Source organism: Psychrobacter sp. JB385, assembly GCF_900163785.1.
GTDB lineage: Bacteria > Pseudomonadota > Gammaproteobacteria > Pseudomonadales > Moraxellaceae > Psychrobacter.
In genome coordinates this window covers 367700-387570 of sequence record NZ_FUKN01000014.1, presented here as the reverse complement: position 1 = coordinate 387570, position 19871 = coordinate 367700, and the positions used below count along the sequence as shown (strand labels likewise).

Below are 19871 nucleotides of genomic sequence, written 5' to 3'. Positions count from 1 at the left end.
TAATGACAGATGCTGCTGCGCCCTTTACAATAGCGACTTTCTGTTTCGCCTTTTTGCTTCCCTATCCGTGCCAAACCATATCTACGATAAACCATATCTGTGCCAAACTATGCCAAATACCACTGACAGTCTCGATGATAAAACCTCTAGGCCTGCCATTCGTGCTTACTTGGGCGGCTCGTTCGATCCTGTGCATCAAGGTCATATACAAATGGCCATGTACGTGTATGAGCGCTTGTTACCGATAGCGGAGGGGCAGCAGCGCGACCTGCATGTGTCATTATTGCCAAACTCACGTTCCCCATTTAAGCAAAAAAGCACAGACCCTCACCATCGTCTAGCAATGTTAAAGCTGGCGACCCAAAAGACACCTATTCAGATTGATGAGCTTGAGCTGTGGCAAACGCCGCCTGTTTATACCATCGATAGTGTGCGTACATTAAGACAGCGCTATCCACGTGACAGTTTGATCTTTATCATTGGTATGGACAGCGCGCTGAGCTTGCCACATTGGAAAGAAGGGCTGGCGCTGACGAATCATGTCAATCTTTGGATCTTTAGTCGCAGTCATGTCAGTCGCATCTTTGATAAAGATGGTGCGGATAAAGATGATGTGGATAATGACATTCTGCCAGACCCAGACAATATGCCGAACACAAACACCATTCAAGCCAAACTGCCCGCGCCGCTACAACCACTGGTTGTTGGCACACCGACAGAACTAGTCATGCCCATTACTAAAGCGCTTGCGACGAATACTGGCTTGAAAAGCACGCCTCAAGGCCATATTTATATAGACGCGCGGCCTGTTGCAGCCGTGTCGAGCACTCAGATACGTGAGCAGCTACAGTCTGTGCAAGATCGATTGAATATAATGCAAGCAGCCGACAGGCAAATGACCTCTATACCACCAATAAATGATATCATGAGCCATACTGCCACCAATCCGTTACCTAAATGGCTAAATCCGGCTGTTTATCACTATATTATCGCCCATCAGCTATATTCTGCTGCTCAATTCCGTTAAAATCGCCTTATCTTTGTCATTTTGCCCATTTGTCTGTACATACGGCTGGCGACAAATGGTCAATTAGACAATCCCTATTAATGCTTTACCTTTTATTTTACATATTTACGATTCAAGAGATTAAAATTTATGACCAATACCATGACTGAAGAACGCATAAAAGAGTGTTTGACCCTTGTAGACAGTGCGCTGAACGATATGAAAGCGAAAAACATCACTGTAATGGATGTAGCAGATTTGACTGACGTGATGGAACACATCGTCATCGCTGATGGTACGTCGAAGCGTCATGTGCGCGCCATGGCCGATAGCGTCGGTGCTGAAGCCAAAAAATCTGGCTTTATGCCACTTGGCCGTGAAGGCGGTATCGACTCTGACTGGACGTTGATCGATTTGGGTGCGGTTGTTGTGCACATGATGACACCACAAGCCCGCGAGTTCTATGACTTAGAAGGCCTATGGTCATCACCTGATCAGTTGGCTGAGCTGGTTGCAACCCCGCGTGAAAAGAAAACCGCAGGCCGTCGCAACAAAAACAAGTAAGTATATCGAATTCGATATACTTATTGCCTTAAAAAGACCAGAGACCGTTTCTGGTCTTTTTTTGTGCCGTTATTTGGACATATCTACAATGATAATCAGCCATTAGAATAGATAATTGTCGGATAGATTGCTATTATCCTTATCACTATTACTGCGCAAACGCTGTTCTGCGCTCACCTACCACTAAGGATTGCTTATGTCTGCTGCCCACAACCCAAACCTTAAACTGACATTACCAATGCATGTGGCCAACTTAGTATGTGTCCGCGCTGGCAAAGCCATGCCCTTCACTCGTGAAGAGTTGAGCGCCATTGATAAACGTCCAATTGACGCCCCTGTCGCCGTCAACTTTATGGGTTTGACCACTGATGAGCAAGCCGATCGCAAGCATCACGGCGGCCCATTAAAAGCGGTGCATCAGCTAGCACCTGCGACTTACGACAAAATTAACGCTGAGTTTGGTCTAAGGGTAGACGTCGGTACACTGGGCGAAAACCTCACGACCGAAGCTGTCAATGGCTTGCCTGAGATGACCGAGGCTACCGTCTGTATCGGCGACGTTTTTCAATATGGTGAAGATAAAGTAGGTGGTGAAGATAGCGTGCAACTGCGCATCGTCCAACCGCGCCGTCCGTGCTACAAGATCAATGACCAAATCGGACAATTTACCAAAGTGCCAAACATCGCATCTTGGGTCAGTAAGCAAGGTATCTCGGGCTGGTATTTTCAAGTGGTGCGTGATGGCATGGTTAACGCGGACTTACCTGTGTACTTAGTCGAACGCCCCTATCCGTTTGCTACGCTAGAGACACTTTGGCAATTGTCTAATTCAAAAGAGAAGTTTGACGCTGAGGTGATTGAGCCATGGCTTGAGATTGAATGTTTGGAAGACAGTTGGAAAAAGGTGCTGAGTAAAAAGGTTCGTCAGGACTTATACTGATAAATCAGACGTTAGCTTTCTAGCATAGTATCTTAGCAAAATCAATCTAGCATTTTATGTTTGTCTTTTATAAACTACTATAAAGATTCATTATGTTGTGCTTCATATATAAAAAAACACAACATGTTGTGTTCATGACGTCAATAATAAATATGCAACTACAAAGTAGTTGCAACTAACATGCCCTATTAGGTACTATATGTCTAAGTCAGAAAAACTAGTTAAAAGATTCAAAACTGTTCCTTCTGACTTTACATGGAATGAGTTTGTCAAAATAATGTCCTTACATGGCTACTTAGTATCCAACGCTAAAGGTGGCTCTGGAAGAAAGTTTATAAATAAAAGTACAAGTCTATCTATGCTTTTTCATGAACCTCATCCTGAGAAAGTGATGAAGAGATGTTATATACGTGAAGTTATTCAACATTTTAACGACAATAAGGTCTGGCTAGAAGATGAGTAATAAACAACATTTTTCTTATAAAGGCTATACTGGCTCTATAGATCTCAGTACGGAAGATATGTGTCTATTTGGTAAGGTTCAAATGATTCAAGACCTTATTATGTATGATGGTGAGACACTAGAAGAATTAAAACTCTCATTTGAATCAGCAGTTGATGAATATCTGGAGATGTGTATAGAAGAAGGTAAGTCTCCTGATAGACCTTGTAGTGGTACTTTTAATGTTCGCATGTCCGAAGCCATGCATCGTAAAAGTATTCATGAATCTAATATACTAGGTATTACTTTAAATAGCTTCATCTCTAAATGTATAACAGAATATTTCGATGAGAAAACGCTTAAAGATAGTTTCGTTTTTGTCGATAAAGAAGCGTTTATTAAACAATTTACTCATCCCAAAAATTATTCTACAGTAGGCTCTGAGATTGATTTTGATTATGAATACTCAATTGAGCCTAAAACATTTACTGTTTCCCAAGCTGTACAGTAATAGAGGTAAAACTTATGACTAAAGATAAAAATATTGAAGCTGTATATACAATGACTGAGTTGACAGAACTTATCTTAAAAAATGAAGAGATCACAGAGGGTCACTATTTAGCAGTAATTATTCCAGATATAACAGGTGGACAAATAAAATCTAATACTGAAGATAAATCTACTCAAGGATTAATAATTGAATTTAATGCTATAAACCTAATAAAAGTAGATGAAAATACTGAAAATGCTGTTGATGCTAGCTGTCTAACAGATTAGGATATCTTTAATGAACAAGAAATTCAAAATTCTTATTTTATAAAAGAGAGGTGAACTTTTTAGTTCACCTTTTTTGTATTTAACTTTTTTATAATCTAGAGAGTCTCATGGTAAAAAATATTATATCGACGGCATTAGCCTGTGGATTAGCACTCTCCTTGGTGGCTTGTGCGACCACTACCCCGCACGTAGCAACGACCAAACACTATAGCGTCGATAGTGACACTTATCAATCGACAGGCAAAAGCCAGCGTATCAAAACCATCGTCCTACATTATACGGTCTCAGACAACGAGCGCTCAATCAAAACATTGACCACGGGCAATGTAAGCGCCCATTACTTAATCTTGGACAAAGACGACGATAAAATCTATAACCTCGTACCAGAATCTGAACGCGCTTGGCATGCAGGTGATGGCGGATTTTCAGGTCGGACGATATTAAATGACACCTCCATCGGCATCGAAATCGTCAACGCAGGCATTAAACCCGAATATCGAGACGCGCTAAAAAACAGTACGCTCGACTATCATCCTTATGAGCATTATGTCGAATTTAGCGAGTTACAAATTAAGAAAGTCGCAGAACTGGTGCAAGATATCGCCACGCGCTATGACATCTCACCCAAAAATATCATCGGTCATGCGGACATGGCACCCTCGCGCAAGATAGACCCTGGGGCAAAATTCCCGTGGGAGCGACTGTATAAAGAGTATGGCATTGGCGCTTGGTATGATGAAGCGGACAAGCAAGAAATTATGAGTCGGCGTACCTTGGTCGCGCCAAGCGTGCAGGAAATCAAGCAAGCCTTTCGCAAATACGGCTATCAAATCAATAATAGCGATGAGTGGGACAAACCCAGCCGTGATGTCATTTATGCGTTTCAATTGCATTTTAGACCGCAGCAACCCACAGGTGTGATGGATAGCGAAACCTATGCGATATTGCAGGCGCTCAATATGAAATATGCTGGTCGGGATGATTTTTATTAAAAGGTTTTAAAAAAAATTAGATAGACCAAAATTATCAATATAAACTATACTAATGTCGACCTGATAAAAAGTCCTTTTTATCAGTCATTGCCCTGCCTTAATGATCATTTATAAGATCGAAAAAAGACAAAGTGTCTACTCTATATATAAGAGAAACTATGCAAAGAAAATATCTATTTAGTATTGCGGTATCAACTGCTTTACTTAGTGCCTGCACTACGATGAATAGCACCGCCACCTCAAATTCAGCAGCAACCAGTACCAAACTTGATGTTAGCGGCTTGTCTGACGCTCAAAAAATCGACGCCTATTCAAATCAGCTCATAAAAGACCAGAACACGAAGTATGCAACTTTTACCAATTTGCAAGTCGTCAGAGACTATCGCATGGCCAGCGCCCAAGCCCCCAACCCCTATGGCATATACGCGGTTGATGGTGTGCCAGTGAAAAAGTTTTCTAACTCATTTTTCGGCAACTCTGGATGGTATCTCCATGCGGCAAAAATGGCAACAGCTGCCGTTAAAATCCCAGCAGGCGAACATGTGGTCGAACTGGGACAGATTAATATTTGGAACGACAGTAGCATCACTCTGCCTAAAATTAACTATCAAGCCGATACCAATTATATCGCTGTATTTGAGGGTAGCAAAGGCAACCGCAGTATCGCGATTTATACCTACGATCAAGATGATCGGTTTTCTAGAATGGACAGAGATTCGATTGTCCTAAAAGACAAAATCATTAGTCAAAAAATCGATTAACTCAACCTCTGTCATTTACCGTACTTGGATCTTGCACCATGAATAAAGTTGCCATACTGTCTCTATTTGCCTTGTCACTTTCCGTCGTTGGCTGTGCGACGACCAGCAGCTTGGATAAGCTAGAAAAAACCACACCGCACGTGGTTCAATTACCTATCAATTATGTAGATGCCTATGCCAACGCAAAAGACTACTACTTAAGATGCGCAACCAGACGTGGCGTCAGCTATCCTGTCACTGTTTATACAAACGGTACGCCCGTCACCATCACCAATACCACACCTGATGTCAGCGTGTCGTCAAGTCTAGATAGACAGAACAAATCAGCGAAATTGGGTATTGTAGAAGGTGCTAATGTTACAGAATATACCGTGTTTTCTGAGATTGATGAGCGTCAAACGCAAGTGAGTTTTTATACGAAAACCATAGGCTATCTACGCTCTCAAGAATATAAGCAACAGGCGGACACAAACAAGTTTGAACTGCTCAAAAAGGTGAGTTTAAACAGCAATACGGAATGTATAAAATAGTACTCAAACTCCAATCGCAAAAAAGGTGAGCATAGACTCGCCTTTTTTACAGGCGCTAAATATGCAGTATGCTGGCAAAGATGATTTTTATTAAGTAGTACAGAGTATCAGGAGATATAAGTCATGGTTGATTCTAAAAAAGATGAGCAAAAAGCATCCTCAGCCATGCAGAACGACTGTTACTCAACATAGGATTGCTACTTGGGCTACTTATTGCGACGGGCTAATGATAAAATCAGCACTTACGGATGACAGATAGCATCATTGTTCACTTCATATCATTGGCCTTACTAAAGGCTGGGATGATGGGCGGCTTTAATGATTGATCCTATTAGTAGTCCTAATATCTGCATTGCTAACACCCACACTCATGCAGACTCTAATAATAGTAACAAGGAATATGTATGTACCAAGCTTTTCAAAAACATCTACAACAAGAAATCAGCGATATACGCGCGGCAGGACTATATAAAAATGAGCGCATCATCACCTCTCCGCAAAATGCCATGATTAAAATCACGGATGGCCGTGAGATGCTGAACTTCTGTGCCAACAACTATCTTGGATTGTCTGACCATCCTGAGATTAAAAATGCGGCTATAGAAGCCATTGAAAACTCAGGTTATGGCATGTCATCGGTACGTTTTATTTGTGGTACGCAAGACTTGCATAAGCAGTTAGAAGCGTCGATCTCTAAGTTTTTTAATACCGAAGACACGATTTTGTATGCCGCTTGTTTCGATGCCAATGGCGGTGCCTTTGAGCCACTCTTGACCAGCGAAGATGCTATTATTTCTGATTCGTTAAACCATGCTTCAATCATCGATGGTGTGCGCCTTTGTAAAGCGGCGCGTTATCGCTATGCCAATGCGGATATGCAAGATTTAGAGACGCAACTGCAAGCGGCGCAAGCACAGCGTTTTCGTTTGATTGTGACCGATGGTGTGTTTTCGATGGATGGCAATGTGGCGCCAATGGATGAGATCTATGCGCTCGCACAAAAATATGATGCCATGGTGATGATTGATGAGTCGCATTCAGCAGGTGTCGTCGGTCGCACTGGTGGCGGCGTGACTGAATTGTTTGATCTGCGCGGTGATGTTGAGTTGATCACGGGTACTTTGGGCAAGGCATTTGGCGGTGCGATTGGCGGCTTTACAACAGGTAAAAAAGAAATCATTGAGATGCTCCGTCAACGCTCACGCCCATATCTGTTTTCAAACTCCATTCCTCCTATGGTGGCTGCCGCTGGGGTAAAAGCGTTTGAGATGCTGTCACAAGACAATACCCTACAAGACAAGCTGCATGAAAACACCGCCTATTTTGTGAAGCAAATGCAAGAGGCAGGCTTCGATATCAAGCCCACCGAATCAGCCATTTGTGCAGTGATGCTCTATGATGCCAATGTCTCGCAACAAATGGCAGACGCACTGCTTGAAGAAGGCATTTATGTGATTGGCTTCTTCTACCCTGTCGTACCCAAAAATGAAGCTCGCATTCGTGTCCAGCTCTCTGCTGCCCATACTCGCGAGCAGCTCGACCAGTGTATCGCCGCCTTTATCAAAGTCGCCAAGCAAATGAAGGTGATTGATTAAGCGTCGTTCGGTATTTATCTAGATTTAACAATAAAATACAACGTACAGAAATAAGAGAAAAATATGAAAGCACTGGTTAAAGCTCATGCCAAAAAAGGCATCTGGATGCAAGACATGCCAGAACCGACCGTCGGCATCAATGACGTAAAAATTAAAATTAAAAAAACCGCCATTTGCGGGACAGATTTGCACATTTATAAGTGGGATGAGTGGTCACAAAACACCATCAAGACGCCGATGATTATCGGACATGAATATGTCGGTATCATCAGTGAGATGGGCGATGGCGTCAAGCATCTGGAAGTGGGTGACCGCGTCACCGGCGAAGGCCATATCGCTTGCGGACATTGCCGTAACTGCCGCCGTGGTAAGCTGCATGTGTGCGAAAACACCATCGGCGTGGGCGTTGACCGCGATGGCGCGTTTGCCGAGTATTTGGTGATCCCTGCCGATAATGTCATCAAACTCGATGAGCGCATCAGCGATGAGATGGCAGCCATTATGGACCCTTTTGGTAATGCCACTCATACTGCCCTTTCATTCCCTGTACTGGGTGAAGATGTGCTGATTACGGGTGCGGGGCTGATTGGGTCAATGGCAACGGCGATTTGCCGATTTGCTGGGGCGCGTAACATTGTGGTCAGTGATATCAGTGATTATCGCCTAGAGCTTGCCAAAAAAATGGGCGCGACGATGACCATCAACCCAGCCAAGGGTGAAACCATCGAAGGCGCCATTGCTGAGTTAAAAATGCACGGCTTTGATATTGGGCTTGAGATGTCAGGCTCGCCTCAGGCCTTTGATTCGATGATTACTAATATGTATAACGGCTCTAAAATTGCGCTCTTGGGCATTTTACCCAACACCACCACGGTGGATTGGAGCAAGATTATCTTTAAGGCGTTAACCTTAAAAGGTATCTATGGGCGCGAGATGTGGGAGACATGGTATCAGATGGAGCAAATGCTGATTAGCGGTATTGATTTGACGCCCATCATTACCCATCGTATGCACATCGATGACTTTCAAGAAGGCTTTGATATCATGGAAAGTGGGCAATGCGGTAAGGTAATTTTAAGCTGGGATTGATTTTGGCGATTCAGCATTTGAGGAGTCGTGGTTAGGGTTTAAATTCTCATGACTGATAAAACGGCACTGATTTCAGTGCCGTTTTTTTTGAGGTTAAAAAGTGAATTGATTGCTGAGGCTTAAAAGCGTGTTAATTATAAATACACTTATGGGCAAACAAACCAAAATATGAAATGTAAAAATAAAGTAGAAGTAGCAGCTTATGTAATAATATCCATACTTCAATAAAAGTTTGGTGTTAATATTAGTTAATCTTTCATCGTATGTAAAAGTATGTTCAAAATAACAATGTACAAAGCTGATAATGGCGACTGCATTTCAATACAGACAGAAAATACTTTTGTCTTAATTGATGGTGGAACAGCTCAATCTTTCGATACATGGAAAGAGAATATTGTTGGACAATTCGAAAAAATTGACTTATTAATCATTACGCATATTGATAACGATCATACTAATGGAATTATTAAGTTGCTTGAAGCAGAAGGATGCCCTGAAATTGAACAAGTATATTTTAACGGGGTTGAACAATTATTTAGTGAATTAGATGATACGGATAAATCTGATAGGCGTGTTGACATAAAGCTCAATGCTTTAGCTAATGAATGTATACCCTCAAGCGATAAAGAAAATATAGGTTATTCTGAGGGTGCCTCATTATCATATATTCTTAATAAACAATCACTAAAGTGCAACGAGCTTATTTCAGGCCAAGCTATATTTATAGAAAATACTAAGAATTTTGACATTGGAGCTCTGAAATTTGAGGTTATCGGCCCAGACTCAGCAACATTGTCTGAACTCAAGAATAACTGGCAGTATAAGCTTGACGAAAGAGGTATAAGACCTAAAATTATAAATAAATCCTTCGCTAATAGCTTCGAAGCATATATTCAAAGTTTTGAAAATTCAACAGCTCATACGACTCTAATATCCTCGGTTAAGGTTAATAGTATTGAGTCTTTAGCCAACGAACCTTTTGTTCCTGATAGCTCTCTAACGAATAAAAGTAGTTTCTCTTTTTTAATCGAACATAATCATAAGAGAATACTTTATCTTGGGGACTGTCATGCTGAAACAGTCATTTCTTGGCTTGATAATAACCAGATAGATAAGATAAAAGTTGATGCCGTCAAGATATCTCATCATGGTAGTAGAAACAATACTAGTCTCGCGCTATTGGAAAGAATCGACTGTCAGGAATACCTTATTAGCACAAACGGCAAATCTCATGGTCATCCCCATTTAGAAACACTTGCGAGAATTGCTGTAATTAACCAACATACTAAAACTAATATTTACTTTAATTATGACTTAAAAAATATACCAACTTGGTTTACGCATGAACTTTATGAAAGTTATGAAAATATTAATTTATGTATGGATACCGGTGAGGTTGAACTGTGAGTGAACAGCAGCTAAATGAAGAGTATAAACTCGATTCTATACATATTATAGAATCATGGTTTGAAGCAGATGAAGGTAGAGTAAGTAAAAGAGGTACTTGCTTTTCAATTTCTAAGAACTTACTACTTACAGCGTACCATGTAATAAGAGGTTCAACTGACTTAAGGATATATACATCCAGTGACTCCTATGTCGAGGAGGAATATATCATTACTAACTGTACATATTTTAATGAACAATATGATATAGCCATCTTAGAGATATCAGATGAGCCCTTAAATAATTTCATAACACTTTATTCTACGAGTGTGGGTTTAAATAGTGATGTGAAGGTATGTGGTTATCCTGTTGAAAAAGAACATTATCACGCACCAATGAATGCAAAAATAACTAATAACTATGAAAACGTTGATAACCGAGAATATAGTTTTGAAATATCACAATCAAACACCGTCAGTAAATATGGTGGAATGTCTGGATCTCCAATAATATATAATAATAGTTGTATTGGAATACTAAGGATACAGCAGGGAAACAATACCTTATATACGACATCTATCAAGGACTTATTAAACGATCCTTTACTTTTGAATATTTTTCAAGAACACCAAATAGATGTAAGTATTCAAGAAGGCATAGACTATCAGCCTCCAGAACATCCAAAATCACCATTTAAATATTGTATAGACTGTAATGCAGAGTATCCTAATATTAAAGGAGTTGATATTGGGTTTACATTTAGAGAATGGAATATTAATTCATTTACAGAAACTGTGCATGACTGGATCATTGATTACTGTCTAACACTAAAAGAGCAGATAAATTTTTCAGGAAGTGACTGGGGTTTATTTAAGCATGCCAGATTAAACTATCCTAAAGATGATTTAAATGCATTAGGTGATCTATGTCTACATATAGCTATTAGAGAGTCATGTAAAACAATCCCTATAATTAACAAAATATTTGATATGAACAATAAGATCTTCTCATGTACACACGCTGTATTAAATTTTGATAGTCTTGAACTATGGCTTGGAGCATCTTCAGTCAGTGCAAATATTGAAGATGGTATTCAGTCAGCAATCACAAGTATAAGATATATTAGGGAAGTACAATCTCTTAAAAACAGATTATTTATGCTCAATGCAAAAATTGATGAATCATGGCCACACAAAGATAAACTAAGAAGACTATCTGATTCAAGCTTAAAATTAGAGGAGAGGTTTGACAAAATTATTATTCCAGTTTTCATTATGCATAATAGTGAGTTAGTAGCTGATTATGATAAAGAAAAGTTTTTGAACTTATTCAATGAACATGTTCAAACATGTAGAGGACTTCTAAAAAACGGTCTTAACAAAGATCCAATTGAATTTATAGACCTACGTGTATTTTATTTTCCAGTATCTGATATTAAAGTACTTAATGATGCACTATTGGAGGAATTATACTAATGAGTTTTATAAATGAGATAAATACAGAAGTTATTGGCAGTTGGTATATAAAGGCTAGAGATCAAGTCAACGATCCACTTTTTAATGACTGGGATACCTTTTTAATTTCATTAATGAATGAATTTAATAGTCATACTAATAATCACTTAGTTCAAGACATTGTAATCCGTGCATTGGAAAGAAGAGATGAAATAAGCAAAGATTTTATATTAGACCATTTACTTGGTGAGCTAGGACTATTCCCTTATATTGAAACTAACTTGAGCTCCAAGGACAAATTAAGACGTAGTATCTTCACTACTCCTCAAGATGAGGATATGGTTTTCCATATCCGTCAAGCAGAAGTTTTCCATAGGATAATGAATGGTGAAAATATTATTCTAAGTGCTCCCACTAGTTTTGGTAAAAGCTTAATTATTGAAGCCTTAGTTTCTAGTAATGTTTTCAACAATATAGTTATTGTTGTGCCTACAATAGCCTTGATAGATGAGTTAAAGAAAAAACTATTTAAATATAAAGATTTCTACAAAATAATTACTCAAGTCAACCAAGATTCTGATGAAAGAAATATTTATATATTTACCCAAGAACGAGTTTTAGAGTATAACGAGAATCTATTAGTTGACTTTTTCATTATTGATGAATTTTATAAGCTAGCACCAACTAACAATAATGATGAGCGTTGTGATCGTTTGAACCTAGCTTTAAAAAATTTGTATTCAAAATGTAATAGATTTTATATGCTTGGACCAAACATTAATGGCTTAACTTCAGGAATAGTAGATGAGCTAAGATGTAGTTTCTTAAAATTTGACTCTTATATAACTGTTGCAACTAATAAGAGGTACTATCCTTTAAATTTGAGTGGAAGTGACACAGTTAAAGATGTTGAAAGAGATACTATATTATATAAAATAATAGAGTCACTAGATCCTAATGAACAAACTGTTATTTATTGTAAGTCACCTAAAAGAACAAGTCTACTAATGCGTAAATTATTAGGTTCAAGCTTATTATCTCGTATTCATAGTAACGATAGTCTATCTGCTTGGTTATCTGAAAATTTTCATTCTGAATGGTCATTAGTGGATGGTTTAAAACATGGCATAGCTTATCATCATGGACAAATACCAAGAGCTATAGGTGCCAAGATTATTGAACTTTTTAATCAATCTAAAATTAATATTTTAGTCTGCACTTCAACGCTAATTGAAGGCGTTAATACGAATGCTAAGAATATAATCATATACGATGATTGTATTACACGTACAACAAAACTAGACATGTTTACCTTCAATAATATCGCTGGTCGTTCAGGGAGAATGTTTGAACACTTTGTTGGTGAAGTATTCATATTAGGAGGAAGCCCTCAAGAAAAGTTACCTTTAGTTGATATACCGGTAATTACTCAAAGCGAGAATGCTTCAGACTCACTCTTACTCCACATGGGTGATGAAATAAATGAAATAAATAAAGCTAGGGTTAAAAAGTTCTACGATCAAGATACTATTTCAACTACTCTAATAATGAAGCACCAAGGTATAGATCCGGATAAACTAATAGAATTTGCTAATGACTTAATCAAAAATAGACTTAAGTGGAATGCTTTAATGAGATGGGATGGTGCGTATCCTTCAAGCCTTGAATTAAGACATTTAGCAAAGATACTTTTTGAATATTTTAATATATCAAGAATGGGAGGAGGAAGTGTTGTATCTAAAGAACAGCTATATGTAAAATTAAATCAAATTATTCATCAGGAAAGTGATAAAGATCTAATTCATTCAGATTTTAAATACTGGTATAGCCGTAATCCAGATTACCCTGCTGATGATTCTGTACATCGGATATTTAACTTTAAAAAAAATGTGGTTAATTATAATTTACCCAAAATTATATATGCAATTAATGATATACAGGAAGAAACTTTCAAAAAGTATGGTTTTAAATTTGGAGATTATAAGATTTTCGCATCAAAAATAGAAAATTTCTATCAACCTTCAGCTATAAATTCATTAGAAGAATTTGGAATTCCTAGCCAAATATCCAAGAAGCTATTAAGTAATATTGAATTTGAGAATATTGAAAGTATTGATTCGGTTATTAAAAATTTAAATAATATTAATGTTAGCTCATTAGACTTTTTAACAGATATTGAAGTAGATTTTGTCCAAAAAGCTATATCTTATATGTAAGAAGAATATAAGTGACTTTAATCTACCTCATAGACTAAATTCAGCTTCATTGAAAAAGAAAATTGAGTACCTATAACTTTTGGAAAAATACACTAGTTGCCTTGAGACTCGGTTTAGCCCTGATTGCAGCGGATATACTTAGATGGCTACTGAGTTGCGGTGACTTGGTTAGAGGTGATCGCTCGAATGTTGGAACGCATCTCACCTTAGTCACCGCTCCAGTAGACGGCTAAGATAGTAGCGAAAAGCAGGATTAGCTCCCATATAGTTCGTTGGGTGTCGCATGCTCCACACCAACCTACCCTAAATACTCAAAATTCAAACTCCAAACTCCAAACACAAAAAAGGTGAGCCGAAGCCCACCTTTTTTATTATCTAAGATTAATTCAAATTTTCCTAGCGCAACCAAGCGCGAGCGTTGCGGAACATACGCATCCACGCGCCGTCCTCGTCCCACTCTTCTGGTTTCCAGCTGTGGTTATAGGCTTTTAGGTTACGCTCAGGATGCGGCATCATGATAGTGACGCGACCGTCGGTGCTACATAGACCCGTGACACCGCCGAGCGAGCCGTTTGGATTGAGCGGATAGGTCTCGGTTGGATGACCTTGGCTATCGACATAACGCATGGCGAGCTGACCGTGGTTTGCCATACCGTCGATCTCAGTGTTGTCCAGCGTGGCATAGCCTTCACCATGCGCCACAGCGATTGGTAAGATGCTGTCTTGCATACCTTTGAACAGTATAGACTTAGTACGCTCAACTTTTACGTTGACGGTACGCGCTTCAAAACGCGCTGATTTGTTAGCGACGAAGCGTGGGAAGTTCTCTGCACCTGGGATGAGGTCTTTTAACTGAGCCATCATCTGGCAACCGTTACAGACACCCAAGCTAAAGGTATCAGGACGGGCAAAGAAGCGGACAAACTGCATGCGTAACTCGTCATGGAACAAGATAGAGTTCGCCCAGCCAGAGCCTGCACCGAGGACATCACCATAACTAAAGCCACCACAAGCGACCAGACCGTCGAAGTCACGTAGATTGATGCGACCATTCAATAAGTCACTCATGTGTACATCGACCGCTTCAAAGCCTGCTTGCGTGAAGCCTGCTGCCATTTCAGTCTGACCATTAACACCTTGCTCACGGAGGATTGCAACTCTTGGTTTATTCTCACGGCTAGCTAAATATGGCTCTTCGACCTTTTGATTGAGATCAAAGTTTGGCGCAGCGATCAGGCCTTTATGGCTCGCATCAGCAATCAAGTCATACTCTTGCTGTACGCACGCTGGGTTATCACGGCGACGTGCGATTTGATAGCTGACCTGCGTCCATGCTTGCTGTAGCTCAGTACGGCTAAAGCGTAGCGTGTCATCACCCATAAGCGTTGGCGTTTGGATTAATAGGCTATCTTCTTCCGAGCTTTGACCGACGAGGCTCAGCATATCGCTCACGTTAAATTCTTCTGCCAACTGCATTAAAGCGGCGACGTTTTCTGGCAATACTTGGATGACCGCGCCCAGCTCTTCACTGAACAGCTGACCGAGTAAGTTGTCATCATCTAATGACAGCTTGATACCCTGACGGCTGGTGAATTGCATCTCTGCGATAGTCGCTAGTAGACCACCATCACCGATATCGTGATAGGCGCTGATGACGCCTTGCGCGTTACCCGCTTGAATAAAGTTAAAGAAGTCGACCAAGTCGCTTGGCTGCGCGAGGTCTGGGCAATCGTTACCCAATTGGCTAAGTGTTTGCGCAAGGATTGAACCGCCTAGACGCAATTTACCTTTTGACAAGTCAATACGGTAAAACGCACTGTCGCCATTGATAAGCTCAGGGGTTAGTGTTTTTGCCACATCAACGACAGGGGCAAACGCCGTCACGACCAAGCTCATTGGCGATACGACTGATTTATCAGTACCATCTTCATCACTCCAGTTGGCACGCATCGATAGCGAGTCTTTACCAACTGGGATCGCGATACCGAGTGCTGGGCACAGCTCTTCACCGATAGCATGTACCGCATCGAAGAGTGCCGCATCTTCTGCATCATCGCCACAAGCCGCCATCCAGTTTGCTGACATAGTGATATCAGACAACTGAGCGATACGCGCACCCGCGATATTAGTAATCGCTTCACCGACTGCCAGACGCGCAGACGCTTTTGGACTAATAAGCGCAACAGGCGTACGCTCACCGATACTCATGGCCTCACCAGTCATTGGCTGACCATCTAACGCCACTAAGCCTGACGCCGTTACCGCGCAATCTGCTACGGGCACTTGATAGCGACCCACATACTGATCACGCACGACCATACCGGTGATAGAGCGGTCACCGATACTGATTAAGAACGATTTGCTTGCCACAGTTGGGTGACGCAATACATCGGTAATAGATTCGGCTAAATTAACGTCATCAAGCGCTAATGCTGACAATGTATTATCAGTACGCTCAAAGCTACGCTGCATTTTTGGTGTACCACCGAGCAGTACTTGCATCGGCATATCGACTGGCTGTTCAGCCAATAGCTCATCATCAACGATTAGCTGACGGATATCCGTCGCCTCGCCCAAGATGGCATATGGGCAACGCTCACGAGCACAGATAGCATCGAACTGATCTTTACTCTCTGGGCGAATCGCGAGGACATAACGCTCTTGCGCTTCGTTCGACCAGATGGCCATTGGCGACATGCCTTCTTCGAGCGAAGGAATCTTACGCAAGTTTAGATGCGCGCCCATTTCATGGTCATTGACCAGCTCTGGCATCGCATTAGACAGACCACCTGCCCCTACATCATGTAGTGAGACGATTGGATTGCCGTCTTTACTGTTATTACTGGCGTCTACATCATCTCCAGACTCTTTATTACCAGCTAAGGCCCAGCAGCGATCGATGACTTCTTGGCAACGACGCTCCATCTCAGCGTTATCACGCTGGACTGAGGCAAAGTCCAAACCTTCATCAAGCTCGCCACTATCGACTGACGATGCTGCCCCGCCGCCCAGACCGATTTGCATCGCAGGGCCACCAAGGACGATGAGCAAATCGCCTTTTTTAATCGCATTTTTTTCAATCAGGTTGCGTTTGATATTGCCGTAACCACCTGCCAGCATGATTGGCTTGTGATAGCCGCGCATCTCGCTACCGTCTTTTGCCGCAGAGGTATCTAGCTGAAAGCTGCGGAAATAACCGCATAGGTTTGGACGACCAAATTCGTTTGAGAAGTTGGCACTACCTAATGGCGCTTCGGTCATAATCTCAAGGCTGGTGGCCATACGATCTGGCGTACCATACGCTTGCGTGCTCAGCTGACCTGACTGCTCCCATTTCTCAGCCAGCTCTGGAATATGCAAATGTGACACATGGAAGCCTGTTAGACCCGCTTTTGGCTTACCGCCACGACCCGTCGCACCTTCATCACGAATCTCACCACCAGAACCAGTCGCTGCACCTGAATACGGAGCAATCGCGGTTGGGTGATTGTGGGTCTCAACTTTCATCAAGATATCGATGTCTTCTTGATAAAATCCATAAGGATGAATTGAATTGGCATCCATCGCGTCCGTTGGGATAGGATAAAAACGCATACCGTCAGAGCCAGCCATGACCGCAGCGTTGTCTTTATATGCTGACAAGATACCTTGTGGGTTCGACTGGTAAGTGTTTTTGATCATTTGAAACAGTGATTTTGGCTGCACGTCGCCGTCAACTGTCCACTGGGCATTAAAGATCTTATGACGGCAATGCTCTGAGTTTGCCTGTGCAAACATCATCAGCTCAACGTCGGTTGGATTACGCTTTAGCTCATTGACATACGCATTCATCAGATAGTCGATGTCTTCGTTTGATAACGCAAAGCCGAACTCGGTATTGGCGGATTCTAGCGCTGACTGACCTTGTCCGATCACATCGATATGATTCAGTGATGCTGGCGCTTGATCGTCAAACAATTTGCTGACATCGCTCAAGTCATACACCAAGCTTTGCGTCATACGGTCGAATAATAACTGCTCAGCGGCAGTCGGTAGCTTCTTGTCAGCCGCTTTATTATCAAGCGTTAGTGTATAAACGATGACACGCTCAACACGATTGATATCGATTTCACAGTTATTAAAGATATCGGTCGCTTTACTTGCCCACGGCGATATCGTGCCAAAACGTGGGCTGACGATCACTTGTCGTTGGTTGTCTTCTGGCGCTAAAACGTCAATACCTTCATGAATCCCAAACAAGTCCAAGGCTTTTTTGTGCTCATCACCACTTAACTCGCGTGATAGCACATATACTTGCTGAGTATGGATTTGGCTAACATTTAGCTCGGTTTTTTGCTGAAACTGACTGATGAGTTGCTGCGTCTGAAAATCGGTAAGAAACGGTTGTCCGGCGATGGTCATCATAAAGGCATAATCCGTAAGATCAAGGCATCTCTGCCATGCAAAGTAAATGGTCTGCGTATTATAACAAGAAGCCATATAAGAAGCAGGTCTAAACCAAGATAAATTGCCCATCGTACTTATAAATTCAAATGCCACTCTTTATCTTTACCCAATTTTTCTATAGCAGCAAGTTTTCGCTTGACGGGTCACATTTTTTACCTAACCTTTATATACCTTACAAACACTAACATCGCATTACGCTCAGACTATATAACTATGAGTGTCTCTGTCGGTACTCTACCACTTGACAATAATTAAAACGATCAACAATTAAAACGATTTACTGCCATTTTATTTTTTACCAAAACTCTAACGCAATAAGGATATATCATGAATAAGCAAGAACAACTCGACAAAATCCAAGACGTAATCAAAGATGTAAAATTTGCTATGATGAGCACCGTCAACAGTAAAGGCGATGTCCATGCTTGGCCGATGACAACGAGCGAAACCAGCATTGGTGCCAAAGAAATTTGGTTCATCGGTGATAAAACCTCAGACGTCGTCAAAGACATCCAAGACAATCCAAAAATCGGTCTTTCTTATGCCTCTGAAGATGAAAAAAACTATGTGTCTGTGAGTGCTAATGCAGAACTATCATCAGATCAAGCCAAGCTAGATGAGCTATGGTCACCTGTTTATAATGCGTTCTTCGAGCATGGTAAAGAAGATCCAAACGTACAATTAATCAAAGTCGTCCCACATGGTGTCGAGTGCTGGTTAAGTGGTAGTTCAACTGTCAACATTTTCAAAATGGCAGCTGCTGCCCTACAAGATGGCAAAACAGCTGAAGACATGGGCGAACAGTTTTCGGTCGCTCTATAGTTCAGTAACTGTTCTCCATAAACTAGTATCTGTATAGTAGAAAATAATAAAGTTAGTAGAAAGCAACAAAACATAAAAATATTCTACGATAGATAGTATGTATTTAAAGCGTCAATAGGCAGTGGTTTATTGGCGTTTTTTATCTCTTAAAACTGGTCACAGCAAATTTTAAACAAAATAATTCCCAACCCTATCTGTTAAATAGTAAAGGATAACTATTATGAGTAAACAAGCGCAAATGGATACCATTCAAGCAATGGTAAAAGACATTAAATATACGATGATGACCACTCGCAATGATGAAAATCATCTACATTCTTGCCCGATGAATACTACCGAAACCAGTATCGGTGCCAAAGAAATCTGGTTTATTGGTCACAGTCCTTGCGAAACTGTGAGCAGTATTGAAAAAAACCCTGAAGTGAACTTGGCCTATGTCAGTGAAGATGGCAAAAAATATCTCTCTATTACTGGTAAAGCCGAGCTGGTTGAGGACGAAGAAAAACTCAATGAGCTGTGGTCACCTATGTACAATGCCTACTTTGAAAAAGGCAAAGAAGATCCACGCGTTCAGCTGATTAAAGTCGTGCCACATGGCGCTGAATACTGGGCGAACGGCAATGCTATTACTAGCGCTGTTAAAATGGCAGCGGCAGCAGTCACCGATACGGCTATTGAAAAAAGCTTGGGTGAAAACTTCTCGATAGAGCTGTAATACCTTAAGCGTTTAAGTAATTTAAGCGTTTAAATATTAGAAGTAGACAGTAAAAAACGCCAATCGCGATTTGCGGCTGGCGTTTTTTGTGGTTTATGCTCATGTTTGTGACTAATAATGCTTGTATATGTTCGTC

17 protein-coding genes are annotated in these 19871 nt (G+C 40.9%); 16 read left to right on the top strand and 1 reads right to left on the bottom strand.

Annotation, left to right across the window (positions count from 1 at the left end):
• The first annotated feature begins 109 nt into the window (after positions 1-109).
• The 14 genes from CZ794_RS12785 (at position 110) to CZ794_RS12720 (ending at position 13752) form a co-directional block, all read left to right on the top strand.
• Entirely contained in the window at positions 110-1027 is a 918-nt protein-coding gene (locus tag CZ794_RS12785) for a nicotinate-nicotinamide nucleotide adenylyltransferase (protein WP_087041975.1), read from the top strand.
• A gap of 129 nt (positions 1028-1156) precedes the next feature.
• Entirely contained in the window at positions 1157-1570 is a 414-nt protein-coding gene (gene rsfS, locus CZ794_RS12780) for a ribosome silencing factor (RefSeq protein ID WP_062843658.1), read from the top strand.
• A 196-nt stretch (positions 1571-1766) separates the two neighbouring features.
• Positions 1767-2510: an MOSC domain-containing protein gene (locus tag CZ794_RS12775; protein WP_087041974.1), complete on the top strand. Its 744-nt coding sequence runs from the start codon at positions 1767-1769 to the stop codon at positions 2508-2510.
• 199 nt (positions 2511-2709) lie between these two features.
• Positions 2710-2973, top strand: coding sequence for a hypothetical protein (locus CZ794_RS12770; protein ID WP_087041973.1), 264 nt, complete (start codon positions 2710-2712; stop codon positions 2971-2973).
• Positions 2966-3463, top strand: coding sequence for a type II toxin-antitoxin system HicB family antitoxin (locus tag CZ794_RS12765; RefSeq protein WP_087041972.1), 498 nt, complete (start codon positions 2966-2968; stop codon positions 3461-3463). The genes CZ794_RS12770 and CZ794_RS12765 overlap by 8 nt, the downstream gene beginning before the upstream one ends.
• A 14-nt stretch (positions 3464-3477) precedes the next feature.
• Entirely contained in the window at positions 3478-3729 is a 252-nt protein-coding gene (locus CZ794_RS12760) for a hypothetical protein (protein ID WP_087041971.1), read from the top strand.
• A 107-nt stretch (positions 3730-3836) separates the two neighbouring features.
• The gene (locus tag CZ794_RS12755; RefSeq protein ID WP_087041970.1) at positions 3837-4721 is read left to right on the top strand and encodes an N-acetylmuramoyl-L-alanine amidase; all 885 of its coding nucleotides are present in this window, start codon (positions 3837-3839) and stop codon (positions 4719-4721) included.
• A 158-nt stretch (positions 4722-4879) separates the two neighbouring features.
• Positions 4880-5482: a hypothetical protein gene (locus CZ794_RS12750; protein ID WP_087041969.1), complete on the top strand. Its 603-nt coding sequence runs from the start codon at positions 4880-4882 to the stop codon at positions 5480-5482.
• A 38-nt stretch (positions 5483-5520) separates the two neighbouring features.
• The gene (locus CZ794_RS12745) at positions 5521-6012 is read left to right on the top strand and encodes a hypothetical protein (protein WP_087041968.1); all 492 of its coding nucleotides are present in this window, start codon (positions 5521-5523) and stop codon (positions 6010-6012) included.
• A gap of 404 nt (positions 6013-6416) precedes the next feature.
• A complete protein-coding gene (gene kbl / locus CZ794_RS12740; protein ID WP_087041967.1) occupies positions 6417-7607 on the top strand; it encodes a glycine C-acetyltransferase in 1191 nt (396 codons plus the stop codon).
• A gap of 63 nt (positions 7608-7670) precedes the next feature.
• A complete protein-coding gene (gene tdh / locus CZ794_RS12735; protein ID WP_087041966.1) occupies positions 7671-8696 on the top strand; it encodes an L-threonine 3-dehydrogenase in 1026 nt (341 codons plus the stop codon).
• 273 nt (positions 8697-8969) lie between these two features.
• On the top strand, positions 8970-10103 hold the full coding sequence (locus CZ794_RS12730; RefSeq protein ID WP_087041965.1) for a ComEC/Rec2 family competence protein: 1134 nt from the start codon (positions 8970-8972) through the stop codon (positions 10101-10103).
• A complete protein-coding gene (locus CZ794_RS12725; protein WP_087041964.1) occupies positions 10100-11557 on the top strand; it encodes a Hachiman antiphage defense system protein HamA in 1458 nt (485 codons plus the stop codon). Before CZ794_RS12730 ends, CZ794_RS12725 begins: the two co-directional genes overlap by 4 nt.
• Positions 11557-13752 carry a DEAD/DEAH box helicase gene (locus CZ794_RS12720; protein WP_087041963.1) on the top strand — a complete coding sequence of 732 codons (2196 nt, stop codon included), beginning with the start codon at positions 11557-11559 and terminating at the stop codon, positions 13750-13752. The genes CZ794_RS12725 and CZ794_RS12720 overlap by 1 nt, the downstream gene beginning before the upstream one ends.
• A gap of 396 nt (positions 13753-14148) precedes the next feature.
• On the opposite strand, the gene purL is transcribed toward CZ794_RS12720, so the two are convergent.
• The gene (gene purL, locus CZ794_RS12715) at positions 14149-18156 is read right to left on the bottom strand and encodes a phosphoribosylformylglycinamidine synthase (protein ID WP_087042192.1); all 4008 of its coding nucleotides are present in this window, start codon (positions 18154-18156) and stop codon (positions 14149-14151) included.
• Positions 18157-18525: 369 nt separating this feature from the next.
• Here purL and CZ794_RS12710 point away from each other — a divergent pair, with 369 nt between their 5' ends.
• Together CZ794_RS12710 and CZ794_RS12705 are read left to right on the top strand one after the other, a co-directional pair.
• Positions 18526-19020: a pyridoxamine 5'-phosphate oxidase family protein gene (locus CZ794_RS12710; RefSeq protein WP_087041962.1), complete on the top strand. Its 495-nt coding sequence runs from the start codon at positions 18526-18528 to the stop codon at positions 19018-19020.
• 220 nt (positions 19021-19240) lie between these two features.
• Complete coding sequence (locus CZ794_RS12705) at positions 19241-19735, top strand: pyridoxamine 5'-phosphate oxidase family protein (RefSeq protein WP_087041961.1); 495 nt, start codon at positions 19241-19243, stop codon at positions 19733-19735.
• The last annotated feature ends 136 nt before the right edge of the window (positions 19736-19871 follow it).

Excerpts from the sequence above, each read along its gene's own strand:
- tdh (WP_087041966.1), top strand. The coding sequence starts at position 7,671 with ATGAAAGCACTGGTTAAAGCTCATGCCAAAAAAGGCATCTGGATGCAA.
- CZ794_RS12745 (WP_087041968.1), top strand. The coding sequence starts at position 5,521 with ATGAATAAAGTTGCCATACTGTCTCTATTTGCCTTGTCACTTTCCGTC.
- CZ794_RS12720 (WP_087041963.1), top strand. The coding sequence starts at position 11,557 with ATGAGTTTTATAAATGAGATAAATACAGAAGTTATTGGCAGTTGGTAT.
- CZ794_RS12710 (WP_087041962.1), top strand. The coding sequence starts at position 18,526 with ATGAATAAGCAAGAACAACTCGACAAAATCCAAGACGTAATCAAAGAT.
- CZ794_RS12775 (WP_087041974.1), top strand. The coding sequence starts at position 1,767 with ATGTCTGCTGCCCACAACCCAAACCTTAAACTGACATTACCAATGCAT.
- kbl (WP_087041967.1), top strand. The coding sequence starts at position 6,417 with ATGTACCAAGCTTTTCAAAAACATCTACAACAAGAAATCAGCGATATA.
- CZ794_RS12705 (WP_087041961.1), top strand. The coding sequence starts at position 19,241 with ATGAGTAAACAAGCGCAAATGGATACCATTCAAGCAATGGTAAAAGAC.
- CZ794_RS12770 (WP_087041973.1), top strand. The coding sequence starts at position 2,710 with ATGTCTAAGTCAGAAAAACTAGTTAAAAGATTCAAAACTGTTCCTTCT.
- CZ794_RS12750 (WP_087041969.1), top strand. The coding sequence starts at position 4,880 with ATGCAAAGAAAATATCTATTTAGTATTGCGGTATCAACTGCTTTACTT.
- CZ794_RS12785 (WP_087041975.1), top strand. The coding sequence starts at position 110 with ATGCCAAATACCACTGACAGTCTCGATGATAAAACCTCTAGGCCTGCC.
- purL (WP_087042192.1), bottom strand. The coding sequence starts at position 18,156 with ATGATGACCATCGCCGGACAACCGTTTCTTACCGATTTTCAGACGCAG.
- CZ794_RS12765 (WP_087041972.1), top strand. The coding sequence starts at position 2,966 with ATGAGTAATAAACAACATTTTTCTTATAAAGGCTATACTGGCTCTATA.
- CZ794_RS12760 (WP_087041971.1), top strand. The coding sequence starts at position 3,478 with ATGACTAAAGATAAAAATATTGAAGCTGTATATACAATGACTGAGTTG.
- rsfS (WP_062843658.1), top strand. The coding sequence starts at position 1,157 with ATGACCAATACCATGACTGAAGAACGCATAAAAGAGTGTTTGACCCTT.
- CZ794_RS12755 (WP_087041970.1), top strand. The coding sequence starts at position 3,837 with ATGGTAAAAAATATTATATCGACGGCATTAGCCTGTGGATTAGCACTC.
- CZ794_RS12730 (WP_087041965.1), top strand. The coding sequence starts at position 8,970 with ATGTTCAAAATAACAATGTACAAAGCTGATAATGGCGACTGCATTTCA.